Genomic DNA, 13,983 nt, shown 5'->3' on the forward strand with positions numbered 1-13,983 from the left:
TTTCTATTCGTCGCCAGCAGTTATTTTACGTCTAATCTAAATCTTGATTTCAGATATCTTAAGCCTCTTGCCGTCTTGTACCACTATCGCCGGAACTTGCTCAATACCAAACTTATTCGTTAACTCACCTGCCTGATCAAAATATAATGTTCTACCTATATCCTCTTGTAACTCCAGTATTTTTCCACCTACAAGAATTATCATTTCTAAATTATTATATTCTTCTTGGCGTTCTTGTGTAACTATCATCTGCGTATTATTTTGTTCTGCACCATCTAATCGCTGCTTAAGCCACTCCATTTGCTCCTGACTTCTTCCATCGATGAATATTAGCTCGCGATCAAACACCATGTGATCTAGAGGATTCACTTTTGTACCTGCCTTATGTAATATCTTGCCGTCAGATAATTTTATATCCTTTGTTAAGGTAAAACTTGGATCATACCAAAACTCCCTTGGCTTACTTGTAGCTCTTATGCCAACAACAGGTGCTGGCTCTAATACCTGACGTCTTGCTGTTCGTAGCATCTCTTCTTGATGTTGCTGCAAATCAAGCGTCGATAAACGATTCTTAATCATGCTGACAAACCCTTCCTCTACTACCTCGTATGTTGCACCTTGCTTTCCTGGATCCATAGCATGGGCATCAATAATAAATATTACTTTACAAATTATTAGTATTTTAAATGTTAATTTAATCATTATATACTACTATTTATGACATTTAATTGATGCATTACTTTTTCATATACTATTTTACTAATAGATTTAGCATTTCTCCCTTCCACATAATTATCTCCTACAAATATCACACGGTGATATTTATCCTCATAATTAATCGCTTCTCTCCGAATTAAACTGATTGCCTTATTAATCTCTCCAAAAAACATCCTGCCCGCAGGATCTTGGCTCTGTTCAAGTCTTGCTTTTTCTAAATCCATTATCTCACTGCGTGATACATATAATATTTGCATTTTATCTTGGTAATTAGAGAGCATTTGCGATCCAAGATGTCCACAACAACACCCAATTAGAAATATTAACAATATTATCATAAGTCTTGTCACATTCACTTGATGCTTATTTACTGTAATATTATTTACAGCCTCCACCTGAAGTGATGTCTTAGACTCGTTATTTGATATCTGATTCTGATTCATATTAGAATTATCTCCTCTCTGCCGCTTTTTGGCTCTATACTTTTATGATCCACTTTAAATGCCGGTAGTTTCTTGCCCTTTCTTTTGATAAGCTCTCTAATTGCCGTATCCTTATCTATTCCATTATTCTTGCATTGATGCAAAAAGCCATAATCCTCACTCTCCGTCGAATACAAGCACTCGCTATACGGATCTACCACTAATCTTCCTACAACACGTAAGTTACTGCCCATGATCATAATCTCAGAATATTTATTTTCCGGATCTTTGGTAATAGTCTCGATTAATGCCGCACAGTTCTTAAATTTCTCAGAATGTCTCATCTGACCAATCCCAGCTGGTTCTTGACGCAGCACTGCCGTCCAGCTACTGTTATTTAAAATTGCTTGATGCTTCGGTCCGTTATCTAAATCTTTGTACTCTTGTACGCAGGTGATTAAACTCCCACCGTATTTTCTGACAGTTCTTGCAAATGCTTCTAAAAAACCTACGCTATGATCTATAATTCTCCATGCTTCATCAACAATTAATACAAATCTCTTATACTTCTATCCCCACATAAAAATTGCATTGTTATTTGCATTAATATTATGCCCAAAATGACTGACAAGAATACCTCATCACCTTTAACTTCTTCAAATTCAAATACAGTTAAAGGTGAATTGAATTTAGCATTCTTTCCTTGCCTAAAATACCTGCCATGAACTCCACTCGATGTATATGGATATAGAGATATTGCAAGATCTCTTCCCATACCATTTTCCATCTCTTCTAGAACCCCCGCATATTTATCTAAGTTTAGCGTATCCCCGTATTGCTTTATCCCTTCATTTAATCCCTTTTCAATTATAGCTTCTTTTGTGTTATCTCCGCTCACACCGCACATTGTAGCTATAGTAGTTTTTGCATAAATAATCGCATCCTTGGTTACAAAATGCTCTCCAATCTTTAAAACCTCAATAGTCTCATTCTCGGCGACCTCTTTTGCCTTATTATTTTCCAAGAATAATATTTCTAATCCTTCAGCAGTTAAACCGGTACGCTGCATAATCTCATCTTTGCTTTTACCTTCTCGCTTTAGCTTCTGAGCTTCTAAATAAACAGCTCCGCTACCTATAATCCCATGAAACGGATTAAGTGATAGATCATTTAATGCATTAAATCTTAAGAACTCACTATTATCCATAGCCTCAGCAATATTTTGGTAAGACGATCCTATATCTAGCACAAATACTTGTACATTTTGCGACACTAAACTAGTAGCGAGTTCCTGCAAAAAAAATGACTTCCCACTGCCTGACGGTGCCATCACGCATACATTATAGTTACCGGCACCTCCTACCCTATAAAATGGATTCCAGTTAAACATCTCACCTTTGTGACCAAGTAGTAATACACCGCTTCTATTAATACCTTTCCATTCTCCATGAATAGGTAATTTAGCAACTACCTCACTTGCAGGAACGTTTTTTACTAATTGAAAGAATTTTAAAGACTTCCAAAAAACTGCTTGCTGCATTGGCAGTATTGATAATAAACCAACAAGATGCAATTTATCGTTTCTAGCTAGTTGAAAATCTAAACTATTATAATGGCTCAGCAGTTTCTCTTCTGCTATTTCCACTCCATTTTTTGTAGTTGTGATAAATATTTGCAAATTCTCAGTTAAAAATCTCTCACCATTCTTATTGCGATCAATTAATACTTTCCACCACTTCGCTTCATTCTGTAAACTAATGTCATCGGACTGTTGAAAAAGTGCTTTATACCTAATCCTTTCTATGTAATAACTTAAAATTTTACTAAATAAACGCATTTTAGCGTAAACTAAGAGTTTATATTTTGTAATATATTTAAATCATTGTAGACTTTTTCAACAGCCCGTATTAATATTATTATGTTAGTTACTTTAGTGATGAATGCAATCAGTTCTTACTCTGCTACTATGGAGGATAGTTATAATAGTGCCAGACAGTATGAACACAGTATTAAGCTTGGTAATCCTAATCAAATGGGCAATAAGATAATATTTGATAAAGAGGTAAATATATCAAATTTAAGTAAAATGAATGATCAAGACTTAACAAATCAAGGTAGTGTTATGCTAAATAACTCTGCACAAGGGCAATTACTGCAACAAAGTGAGCTGAAGAAAATAAATGCAATGCAAGAATATGACCTTAATCCTGACAATCCCTTAATTAGTAATTCAGCTAAGATTGAGGCAGATCCATTAAAGCATACAGAAGGGACTGCACTTAATGTTAGTGAAAAAGTATTCAAAACCAAAATTAATAAGAGTTGCTGTGAAGGGGCAGAATTTGAAATAGATATTATCAGGAATCTTATACTAGATGCTGAATTAATAGATAAATGGGGCGATTGGCAAGATAAAGCAATAGCATTTTCAGGTTCTGAGATAAGTAACAGTTATCATCACTGGCTTTATCCTGTCTTTTGGAAAAAGAAAAGACATTTCGGTAAGCGTAAAACAATATACAGCATGCATATGCATAATAATCAAGCAATAATGCTTGATGTAAGAGCAGCAATTGCCGGTAAGTTAAATGTTTCTCTTGATCATATTGATACATATATTGGCATTTCTTCTCAAGGAGAAGGAGCGTTAACTGAAGGCTGGGATAGAGATATAGTAAAATGGGATAGATATGTTTTTACTTATAAATATCGTGATAAAATCAAGGAATTTAGAGAAAAAGGTGAATATTTCCAAATAGTAAATAAATCTTTAGAAGCTTTGCTTGAAGAACATGAATGCCATGAAATAAATCGCATATGTCTTGAAGCTGGTGATAAATTATTTTTTAATCAATATAATGTTAATCGTCCATGCTGGAGTGAGCAAATTAAATATCAATGTAGTAGTGAGCCAAAATATGGGTGTGATCATTTAAAGAAGCAAGCTTGTGAACTTGCAAGGAGCAATTGCGTTAAGCAAGCTGCTAGTATTTGTTTGCAATGGCACAAAGATTACATATGTATAGCCCAGAAAAAAGAGTTTAGCTCCTCTATAGCAGGATCAAAAATGTTTTGTTTAGGAGGGAATTGTCATACTGCAACTATTGTGCCAAAGAATGATATTGCAAGTATTGGTCACCTTGCCATGCTAAATGAAATGAAAAAAGATATGCAGACAAATCCGATTTCAGTATTTAAAGGGCATGCCAGCAGTTGCCGCAAAGTAAATATTGGTAATTTTCTTAATTGTTGTTCTGGGTTTAAAGGCTGGGGCAAAGATTTAGGATTAAGTAGGTGTAATGCAGAAGAAAAAGCCTTAGCCTTAAAAAAAGCAAAAGGTCAGTGCTACTATGTTGGTACATATTGTGCTAAGAAAGATAAAATATTTAAGACATGTATTACTAAAAAATCTACTTATTGTTGTTTTAATTCAAAACTTGCAAGAGTATTTCAAGAACAAGGCAAAAAACAATTAGCTATTGGTTTTGGCACAGCACAATATGCTAATTGTAGGGGATTTACAGTAGAAGAGCTGCAAAGAATAGATTTTTCTAAGTTTGATTTAGAGGAGCTATTTAGTGATTTACTTGATCATGCTAAAAGTAAAATGAGTAAGAGTTTTCCACAGCAACTAAAAAACCAGATGCCTATAATGCAACAACAAAGGTCTAATAATAATTGTACTGATTCAAATTTATCTTATTAAAATAATGAAGTGGTTAGTAAACACAATAACTAAATCATCACTAGCTATTACATTACTAGTAATTAATTTATGGTTATTAATCAATGATTGGTCAAATCATGCATTTGCTGGTACTATGGAGTTAGATAGTAGTAATAAAAATGAAATGATCAGGTTTAATGTAAATAATCAATTTTGGCAACAACCTCAAGGGTTTTTATGGTATAATGAGGATCATGTTTACAAGCCAGAAATATTAAAATTTTCTCAAGATAAAAAAAAGCAAGAGCCAGAACTTGAGCCTTATGATGAAAGGATAGAAGCTTTAAAGAAGGAATTTAATAGAGCTCAGCGTCAAGCTCTTGATAATCCAACGCTAGAAAATGTCATTATTGCTCAAAGGTTACATAAACAAATTTTAGAAAAATCACATAAATTTGCCACCATGTGGCAACTAGCAACGATACTAGATTACAAGCTAGTAAACATGGATGAACCAGTAAATTCCTTACATAAAAAATTATATGAAGTAAGGCAAGAAGAAGAAAACAGCAAAAAACTAAGATTGTTAGCTAAGAATTGGGGATTAATTATGCAAGTAAATCAAGGATGCAATTACTGTCAGGCATTTACCCCTATTGTAAGAGAATTTGCAGATAAATATGGCTTTCAATTAATTTTTGTAAGTAATAGTGAAACTAGATTTCAAGGGATGCCAACCATTAAAGATACCGGTTTATTACAAACACTAAATCCTGCAAAGCTTGTACCGGTATTATATTTAGTCGATAGCAGCGGCAAACAAATATATCTAATTGCAAAAGGCATTATTAGTGAAAATAAAATTTCTGAAAATATTTTATTGATAGTGCAGTACTATAATGTACTAAAGGTTAGTGATTATGATTGGTAACAATAAGTTTAGAAGAGTGATCTACATAAAACATGTGATGCATATTTTCATGATAGTTTTATTGTTACAAGCGACAACATCTTATGCTTGGGATTTACAGGATGTATTTGAAGGGATGAGTGTTAATGTAACGAAACCTGGTTCATATCAATCTCAAGCTGCCGGCTATTATGCAGCAGGAGGACTATCAATGCGGACTAGTAAAACAGCTTTTAATCCGATCTCTATAACTCCGCCAACACTGACCATGAGCTGTAGTGGTATTGATTCTTATCTTGGTAGTTTTTCTATTATTTCAGGAGATGAGTTAGTACAGCTGATGAAAAATATAGGTTCGCAAGCAAAAGCTTATGCATTTTCATTGGGCCTTAAGACCTTTGCTCCGCAAATAGAAAATGCCCTAAAAGATTTAAGAAATCTTGCTATGGAAATGAATCAATTTGCTAAGGGCGATTGTGAAATGACTAAGGCTCTTTTTGCTTCAGTACTGCCTAAAGATTCAGCAATGAGAGAATCAGTTTGCAAGGATTTACAATCCAGCTCTGGCTTTGATTATTTTGCTGCCGGTAAAAAATGTCGTAGTGATTTAGAGCAGAAACAAGCTTTAGCGAATATCCAAAATAAAGATCCAGAGCTAATGCTAGATAATTATAATATTTTTATCAGGGCAGCAGAAAAAGCAGGGATTCCTGAAAATATGAGAAATGCCATTATGTCAATGACGGGAACTATAATAGTTCGAGATAATAATGTCTATTTCTTTGCGTCACTTGCTCAAGATGAAAAGAGCTGGATTGCTCATTTAAAAGGCGGAGAATCAGCCTCAATTTATACTTGTGATAATATTCATTGTTTAAACCCAGCTCTAAGACGCAATATTACTATTGCTCCAGATCAATCATATCAAGGCAAGGCTAAAACAAAACTAGATGAATTAAAGAGTAAACTGGCAAGCAACAATGAGTTTAGTAATACAGACATATCTTTCCTATCTTCAATAGGAGAAGCATTTCCAATATATGATTATATTACTTTAGAGGCAATATCTGGGGTAACTATTTTAGATAGCTCCTCAGAATTAGTGGCTAGTTACAGCTTGTTGCAGCATTTAAAGGAGGTAGTCTCTGAGGTCAGAAAAGCAGTAACTATGCTAAAATCCAAGCAAGTAGCAGATCATCATTTAACTGCCTACTTAAAAGCTTTAGATCAAGTACAACTTTTTGCTCAGGAGAAATGGAGTAATATGCTAACAAGTAGTGATCAGATTGATAGAAGAGCAAGATTAATAGAACAACATTTAATTGCTAAAGAGAAGGTTTAAAAATTAATTATAAATTAAAATTAGATGAGCAAGCAGATAAGCAGTACAAAAATAAGCAAAGCAGATAAAAATTAAAAAGAATATGGCAGATTACGTAATACATACATTTGGTGGAGGAGATATATTATGGCAAATTTTTAATGGTATAGGAAGAGTCTTTGCCTCAAATAGTGAGTATTTTACACCGGTAGGTAAATTTGCTTTGACAATCGGTGGAATTTGGGCAGCAACTCGTGCTATTTTTAGAGGTAATATTGGTATTTTTGCCATGGAGTGGTTTTTTCCATCCTTATTTATTTTTATCTTTTTATTTGCTCCAAAAGCAAATGTATGGCTTAAGGATGAAATATCAATGCAGGCTCCTGTTAAAATTGATAATATTCCAATAGGAATTGCTTTATTTGCCTCTATATCATCAAAAATAAGTTATTCCTTATCAGAAATGCTAGAAAAACATTTACTACCACCTGATGAAGGGTTATCAAGCAGGAAGAATGGGATTATGTTTGGGGCAAAAGCTGTCGGTAAAATCAAAGATATTCAAATAGAAGATCCAGTAACTTTAACCAACGCAAAAGAATTCTTAAGACAATGCTTTATGAAACCTTATATAATCGGTAATATTTTAGGTAAAAAAGCCGAAGCACAAAGAGCCAGTGATATAATTGCTTTTATCGAACAAAATATGCCGAATAATTTTGGTATTTATTATAAAGACCCAAGTAATTCTGCTATTTCTTTTAAAACTTGCAAGCAAGTAACTCCTTTAATTAAGGCAGCTATTAATAAAGAATTAAATGATGGGTTATTAACTAAATTTGCAAATATCATAGGGATTCAGTCTGATAGGCAAGAGATATTATCTAGCAGATTAAAAACTATGACCTCTGATACTCTAAAATATCTTAAAAAAGAGCAAACAGATATTCACCAGTGGATGAGGCAAGCAATGTTACTTAATGCTAATCGTGAAGCTTATGATGATTTAAGAGAAAAATTTTTGCTATCTAGAATATATCCTCAGTTAGTTAGTATGAATGCTACCCGCGGATTATTTCAACAATCATTTTCTTATCTGGTTGCAGGAGAGATGGCAGCAAATATAATGCCTATCTTACAATCAGTATTTTTTGCCTTAGTAATTTGTCTCATCTTCGTAGTATTTCCAATGTCGATGCTGCCAGGCGGTTATACTATCTTTAAGACCTGGATCACATTAATTATCTGGGTAACTAGCTGGTCGGTATTTTTTACGGTGATTCATTGTTTAGGGATGATTAGCTTAGCTAGTAAAGGCGTGAGTCACCTTACTGGTTTAAATATCTTATCGCAGGGGAGTTTTTCAGAAATTCTGTTGCATGAGTTTGCAACATTTCAGATGTTAGCAGCTTCAGTTCCAATGTTATCATGGGCAGTATTAAAGGCTTGTGCTCATGCAACTACCACTTTGGCTAATCAATTTTCTCCAGTACCGGTTGCAAGTAATATTGGTGCTAATATTGCTGATAATAACCTTGCTATGGATAATTATAGTATCGGCAATCGAACTGTTGCTCAACAAAATCTTTCCCCACTACTTCAAATGGCAGGAGGAATTATTGATGATGGGGGAATGAGAGTCACCAGTACTGCTAGTGGTAGACAAGTGCTGACTCAAGCAGTAGACTCACTTGTTAACAACTACCGCTCTTCTAAATTATTACAGGATAGTTATCAATCTCAGTTTATGAGCTCACAAAGTTATCTTGACTCATTAAATGATAGATATAGTGATTTAACTACTACAGGAAATTCTATAGCAACTGAAATAGGAAAAAGATTAAGCTATGAAGAAGCAAAATCTATAGGTATTACTGATAGCCAGTATCTAGCCTTGCAGCAGATGAATTCAGATAGCATCGCTGCTACTGATCATACTGGTAGCAGTAATAGAAAAGGAACTGGTACTAGTGCTGAGGGAAGTATAGGGTTAAATACTATGGTTGGTACTGCAATATCAAGAGTTACATCAGATCATGTCCAAGGAAAAGAACAAGGAAAATCAGTCAACCAACAACAATCATATAATGAAGCATTATCTAAGATTAAAAGTGCCACTAAAGAGGGTAGATTAGGTCACACAAATAGTGATCTGCAGTCATTTAGTAATAATCTAAATAGTAATTTTTCTGAGCAACAATCTGTAGGGCAAGAAATAGCCAGAACTAAACAAAATATCGAGCAATTAAGCTATAATATGAATTACGTGTCTCAAAACTCTGCTGCTATTGATTGTAATTTAAATGAACCGGTATTAAATAGCATAATTGCCAAAAATATTCCTGGAGTAAGTAGTAAAGAGCAAGCTGCTATGTGGGCAAGTACTCACCAAAAAGATGCTGAACAAATAGCGTTAGATATAGCTAAAATTAATAATACTATACCGCAAAATTTAAGTTCTACAAGTAGCTCTCATATTCCATCTAAAGAAAGCTTGCGATCAAGTTTTGATGAAAATAAACAACGATTAAATGATCAAGCGGCTATTAGTAGTATTGATGACAGAAGAAATGATATTTATGATAAAAATGTAGAACAAATGCTAATTAATAATGTAGATAATAATGAAGTAGAAAAAGTAAAGATTCTTGAGCAGTTATCTGCTAAAGTAAAAGATAAGAGGGAACAAATTGAAGATGAATTTAATAAAACTCCTGAATCAACGATTGTCAGAACTGGCCAGCAAATAGCAGATAATCTTGAAATAAGTAGCAAGGCGATAAAGAAAAGAAACACTAAACTACCAGGCTATAAAAATGAAAATAATTAAGGATAAGTTTATGAAAAATATCAAAAAATTAGCATTCATATTCATCTTACCATTAATATTTTTTAGCAGTGCTTTTGCAGAAAATACCACTAGTATTGTTAATGACAAACCACAACCAATAGATCTACAAAACAAGATTCAAGATCCAAATATTTTAATTGAAGAATATTTTAATATTGGTAAGTCATTATATAAATTAGGTAAGTATGAGGAAGCAATAAAAAATTTAAACCTCGCAATTGAATATAAACCTAATTATGCCGATGCTTATAACTATAAAGGAATGGTTTTAGCTAATTTAGGAAAATATGAGGAAGCAATTAAAAATTATGATTTAGCTATTAAATATGAGTATGATTTTGCGGAAGCATATAATAATAAAGGAGTATCATATAAAAAATTAGGTAAATACCAAGAAGCGATTGTATTTTATAACATAGCTATAAAATATAAACCAAATTTTGCATCAGCATATAATAATAAAGGTAGTGTATTAAATGACTTAAGAAAATATCCAGAAGCAATAGAACAGTATAATCTTGCACTTAAATATGACATAAAATACCCGGAAGCTTATTATAATAAAGGAATTGCTTTAATAAACTTAGGTCAATATCAAGAAGCAATTGAAAATTGTAACTTAGCAATTCAATATAAACCTGATTATGCATACGCCTATTATAATAAAGCAACATCTTTAATGCATTTAGGGAAATATGAGGAAGCAATTAAAAATTTTGACTTGGCTATCAAATATAAGCTTGATGATGAAGCAACATACAATTTGAAAGGCTATACATTGAGTATATTAGGTAAGCACCAAGAGGCAATTAAAAATTATGATTTAGCCATTAATCACAAACCAAATTATGCAGCGGTATATTGTAACAAAGGTACATCTTTAAGAAAATTAGGAAAATATAAAGATGCAATTAAGAGCTATGATTTAGCTATTAAGCATCAAGATGATTATTCTGAAAGTTATTTTGAAAAAGGTATTGTTTTAGTTAATTTAGGTAAACACAAAGAAGCTACAAAGAACTTTAACTTGGCTCTTAAATATAGGTCTAATCTTATAGAGGAATATGAAAGAGCAATTAAAGGTCTAAGGAAATTAGGTAATGATCTTATGGCTAATGAGTTTGAAGAAAAATTAAAGATAATGCAAGATAATTTGTAATTCTATGCAACCACAAAATCAAAATAATTTTACTCGTGGTTCACAAATTTTTGCTCATCAGCTACGAATGTTTAGTCAAGGAAGTATCAATGCTTTAACTATTGGGTTAGTATTTACTGTAGTTTGGTTAATGTGGCGTATATATCAGAAATTATCCTTAGTAAGCTTATATTATTTTATTATAGAGAGATACGTACAATTAAAACTTGCCATAGGAGAGCATTTTTACCCTATAAGCCAAATAGGCATTAAATTCTATTATTTAGAACAAAAAGCTTGGGTTTACCGTAATGCTGAAGAATTTGTGCATAAATTCTGGCATATTACACCACATTCGCATAATATCAATCAATTTGGGCAATTTTTATTGCATTCAGCTTGGCAAGAAGGTATCATTACTTTTACTGTTGGAATATTTACTGCTATAATCTTTTTTATGTATCGAGGTAAAAAAGCTGTTATTCAAGATAAGATCAGAGGAGCAGATTTTGTCAAAGCAGGTATTTTAGCAAAAATGCTTTATAAAAACAAGCAAGCTGCTAATATTTGCTTTTCTGGATTACCATTAGTTAAAAATAGTGAAAGGAGACATATTCTTATTACCGGTACTACAGGTAGCGGTAAAACTAATATGTTAAATGAGCTATTACCTCAGATTAGAAAAGAGCGAGGTAGAGCAATTATTGTTGATTTAACAGGTAGCTTTACTGATCGATTTTTTGATTCCAAATGTGATAAGATACTTAATCCCTTACAAGAGAATAGTTCAGCATGGTTACCATGGAATGATTGTCATGAAATTTGGGATTATAATGATATGGCAAGTAACTTTAGTAATTATAATCCAAAATTAGATGATTTTTTTGCTAAAAGTGCTGAGTTGGTACTGGCTGAAGGATTAAGATTATATCAGGATAGTAAAGACATCAAAAAGCTAATAAATACTATTCTTTATGCAAATAATAAGGAATTTGTTAGGGTCTTTAAAAATAGTGCAGTAGCCGGTATAATTAGCAGTAGTGCCCCTGAGACATCTTCAGGTATTCAAGCAACTGTTAGTAAAAATATTGAAGCTCTGCAACATTTAAAGCCTGATGGTAGTTTTAGTATTAGAAAGTGGTTTACTGCGGACAAAGGTTGGTTATTTATAACTAGTACTCCTAATCAAAGAGTAATGCTTCGACCACTTATTGCTGCATGGATTAGCATAGCGATAAAAGCATTAATGAATAGAAATATCAATAATACTCATAGTAATATGTGGTTTGTGATTGATGAGCTGCCAGCTTTACACAAGATATCTTCACTCCCTATAGCTTTAGCTGAGAGTAGGAAATATGGTGGCTGCGTTGTTGCAGGTATGCAAAATATTCATCAATTAGAGGAAATATATGGTCATGCAGGAGCAGCTTCAATGCTTGATCTATTTGGCAGCAAGTTTATTTTTCGAGTAAGTGATCAACAAACAGCACATAAATCAGCTTTAATGCTTGGTGAGCAAGAAATTATTGAAACTCAAGAGAATCTCTCTTATGGTGCTAACTCCATGCGTGATGGAGTAAATATGCACAGCTTAGAGAAAAGAAAATTATTAGTAATGCCTTCTGAAATTATGAATCTAGAAGATCTTACCTGTTATGTAAAACTTGCGGGTAATTTCCCTATTACTAAACTTAAAATGAATTTACAAACTTGATTTAAATCTAAAAATATAAAACCATTTTAATGGTATTTTTAAAAGATTTCAATTGTTTGATGGAGGGGGGGAACCTTATAAAGAAATATTCTATTATAATGCCCCTTTAAATCGCTAATTTAGTATTACGAGTTTTAGAGGTAAGCTGTGTATAAAAAACTTTTTTGTTATTTCAGAATTTTTATAAATGATTTTTCAAACAGCAGAGTAAATTTTACAAGAAATATGTTTACTCTAAAGAACTAATAAAAGCTTCATCAAGACCGGTTACACTAGAAATTAAAGCAATATTACAACCTTGGGATAATAGTTTTTTTGCTATTTCAACTCCTTCCTCAGCTTTTCCTTCAGCTTTTCCAATTTGGATACCTTTAGTTTCACCAACTTGTAAGCCTTCAAGAATACCTAACTCTTTTCCTTCTTGTTGCCAATGCTCTGCTAAACTTCTTATAAGCCTTGTTCCTATTTCCGTATTCAACTTTGTTGATAATAAATTCTCTAGCTTTATTTTATCAGCTTGCTCTATCTTTGTCAAAGTATAATATAGTATCATTTCTAGATAATCATAGCCTATCGTTATTTTGGTTAATTCCGGTAATATATCTGATATTTCTTGCCATCTTTTTAACAACTCTCTCTCATGTATATGCTTGAGAAAAAATTCTAATATCCCTGACCATATCCTTTGTTTAAACTCTTCATCTGGTATTTCATGGACATTCACTAATTGGTAATCATTAATCCATAATTCTCTTGCTAATTTGTTATTGGCAAATAAATCCCACAAATTCCTTGCAACATTGTATTTCTCCTGACTATTGTAGAATATCATCGGGTATACCAACGGTAAAGTTTTAGATTTAGGATTTTGTATTAAATATCGCTCACAAATATTAATCATATATTTAAATAGCCTAAAAGCCATAAAATGATCTGCTTTTGATTGATGTTCGACAAGCAAAAATAAATATCCATCTTGTTTATCAAATTTGCATGAGAATAAAACATCAGAGATAGAATCTTTTAAAGAGCTTTCTACAAAAGTGGTATTTTCCATTGCTAAACTAGGAAAATCTATTAAACTTTTAATATTTGGGGGCAAATGTGCATTAAAGAACTCATTAGCAACTAGAGGATTCTCCAGTGCCTTACGAAATATCTTATCATGCTTAGCTTTCTTCTTATCCTGATCTGGATCACCCAGCAGGTTTCCTTGTTCACTCATATATTTATATTTTTT

The 13,983-nt window shown here is 32.7% G+C and carries 11 protein-coding genes; 6 read left to right on the forward strand and 5 right to left on the reverse strand.

The features are described from left to right. Positions 1 to 36: 36 nt before the first annotated feature. From AAHF54_RS02125 to AAHF54_RS02140, 4 genes are read right to left on the reverse strand one after another with little or no spacing between them, the layout of a single operon-like run. Entirely contained in the window at positions 37 to 702 is a 666-nt protein-coding gene (locus AAHF54_RS02125; RefSeq protein ID WP_341788951.1) for a conjugal transfer protein TraW, read from the reverse strand. Next, positions 702 to 1,160 (reverse strand): hypothetical protein, encoded by a 459-nt coding sequence (locus AAHF54_RS02130; RefSeq protein WP_341788952.1) that lies wholly within the window; start codon positions 1,158 to 1,160, stop codon positions 702 to 704. The genes AAHF54_RS02125 and AAHF54_RS02130 overlap by 1 nt, the downstream gene beginning before the upstream one ends. Continuing rightward, entirely contained in the window at positions 1,157 to 1,687 is a 531-nt protein-coding gene (locus AAHF54_RS02135; RefSeq protein ID WP_341789203.1) for a hypothetical protein, read from the reverse strand. Before AAHF54_RS02135 ends, AAHF54_RS02130 begins: the two co-directional genes overlap by 4 nt. After that, entirely contained in the window at positions 1,687 to 2,976 is a 1,290-nt protein-coding gene (locus tag AAHF54_RS02140; RefSeq protein WP_341788953.1) for a DUF5934 domain-containing protein, read from the reverse strand. The genes AAHF54_RS02135 and AAHF54_RS02140 overlap by 1 nt, the downstream gene beginning before the upstream one ends. 81 nt (positions 2,977 to 3,057) lie before the next feature. Between AAHF54_RS02140 and AAHF54_RS02145 the strand changes: the two genes are divergently transcribed. From AAHF54_RS02145 to AAHF54_RS02170, 6 genes are all read left to right on the forward strand, one after another. Then, positions 3,058 to 4,845 (forward strand): conjugal transfer protein TraN, encoded by a 1,788-nt coding sequence (locus AAHF54_RS02145; RefSeq protein WP_342170133.1) that lies wholly within the window; start codon positions 3,058 to 3,060, stop codon positions 4,843 to 4,845. 1 nt (position 4,846) lies between these two features. Further along, positions 4,847 to 5,737: a conjugal transfer protein TraF gene (locus AAHF54_RS02150; RefSeq protein WP_341789204.1), complete on the forward strand. Its 891-nt coding sequence runs from the start codon at positions 4,847 to 4,849 to the stop codon at positions 5,735 to 5,737. After that, positions 5,727 to 7,058: a conjugal transfer protein TraH gene (locus AAHF54_RS02155; RefSeq protein WP_341788955.1), complete on the forward strand. Its 1,332-nt coding sequence runs from the start codon at positions 5,727 to 5,729 to the stop codon at positions 7,056 to 7,058. Before AAHF54_RS02150 ends, AAHF54_RS02155 begins: the two co-directional genes overlap by 11 nt. A gap of 82 nt (positions 7,059 to 7,140) precedes the next feature. Then, the gene (locus tag AAHF54_RS02160; RefSeq protein ID WP_341788956.1) at positions 7,141 to 9,867 is read left to right on the forward strand and encodes a conjugal transfer protein TraG N-terminal domain-containing protein; all 2,727 of its coding nucleotides are present in this window, start codon (positions 7,141 to 7,143) and stop codon (positions 9,865 to 9,867) included. Positions 9,868 to 9,877: 10 nt separating this feature from the next. After that, positions 9,878 to 11,047, forward strand: a complete 1,170-nt coding sequence (locus AAHF54_RS02165) for a tetratricopeptide repeat protein (protein WP_341788957.1) — start codon at positions 9,878 to 9,880, stop codon at positions 11,045 to 11,047. A 4-nt stretch (positions 11,048 to 11,051) separates the two neighbouring features. After that, a complete protein-coding gene (locus AAHF54_RS02170) occupies positions 11,052 to 12,743 on the forward strand; it encodes a type IV secretion system DNA-binding domain-containing protein (RefSeq protein WP_341788958.1) in 1,692 nt (563 codons plus the stop codon). 229 nt (positions 12,744 to 12,972) lie between these two features. On the opposite strand, the gene AAHF54_RS02175 is transcribed toward AAHF54_RS02170, so the two are convergent. Next, on the reverse strand, positions 12,973 to 13,968 hold the full coding sequence (locus AAHF54_RS02175; RefSeq protein ID WP_341788959.1) for an Rpn family recombination-promoting nuclease/putative transposase: 996 nt from the start codon (positions 13,966 to 13,968) through the stop codon (positions 12,973 to 12,975). Positions 13,969 to 13,983: the final 15 nt, after the last annotated feature.

Origin of the sequence: Rickettsia endosymbiont of Seladonia tumulorum, assembly GCF_964030815.1 — a bacterium.
In the GTDB taxonomy this organism is placed as follows: Bacteria; Pseudomonadota; Alphaproteobacteria; order Rickettsiales; family Rickettsiaceae; genus Rickettsia.

What these genes read in the sequence shown, in the direction of transcription:
- AAHF54_RS02130 (WP_341788952.1), bottom strand. Translation starts at nt 1,160, where the DNA reads ATGAATCAGAATCAGATATCAAATAACGAGTCTAAGACATCACTTCAG.
- AAHF54_RS02170 (WP_341788958.1), top strand. Translation starts at nt 11,052, where the DNA reads ATGCAACCACAAAATCAAAATAATTTTACTCGTGGTTCACAAATTTTT.
- AAHF54_RS02160 (WP_341788956.1), top strand. Translation starts at nt 7,141, where the DNA reads ATGGCAGATTACGTAATACATACATTTGGTGGAGGAGATATATTATGG.
- AAHF54_RS02155 (WP_341788955.1), top strand. Translation starts at nt 5,727, where the DNA reads ATGATTGGTAACAATAAGTTTAGAAGAGTGATCTACATAAAACATGTG.
- AAHF54_RS02165 (WP_341788957.1), top strand. Translation starts at nt 9,878, where the DNA reads ATGAAAAATATCAAAAAATTAGCATTCATATTCATCTTACCATTAATA.
- AAHF54_RS02140 (WP_341788953.1), bottom strand. Translation starts at nt 2,976, where the DNA reads ATGCGTTTATTTAGTAAAATTTTAAGTTATTACATAGAAAGGATTAGG.
- AAHF54_RS02125 (WP_341788951.1), bottom strand. Translation starts at nt 702, where the DNA reads ATGATTAAATTAACATTTAAAATACTAATAATTTGTAAAGTAATATTT.
- AAHF54_RS02145 (WP_342170133.1), top strand. Translation starts at nt 3,058, where the DNA reads ATGTTAGTTACTTTAGTGATGAATGCAATCAGTTCTTACTCTGCTACT.
- AAHF54_RS02175 (WP_341788959.1), bottom strand. Translation starts at nt 13,968, where the DNA reads ATGAGTGAACAAGGAAACCTGCTGGGTGATCCAGATCAGGATAAGAAG.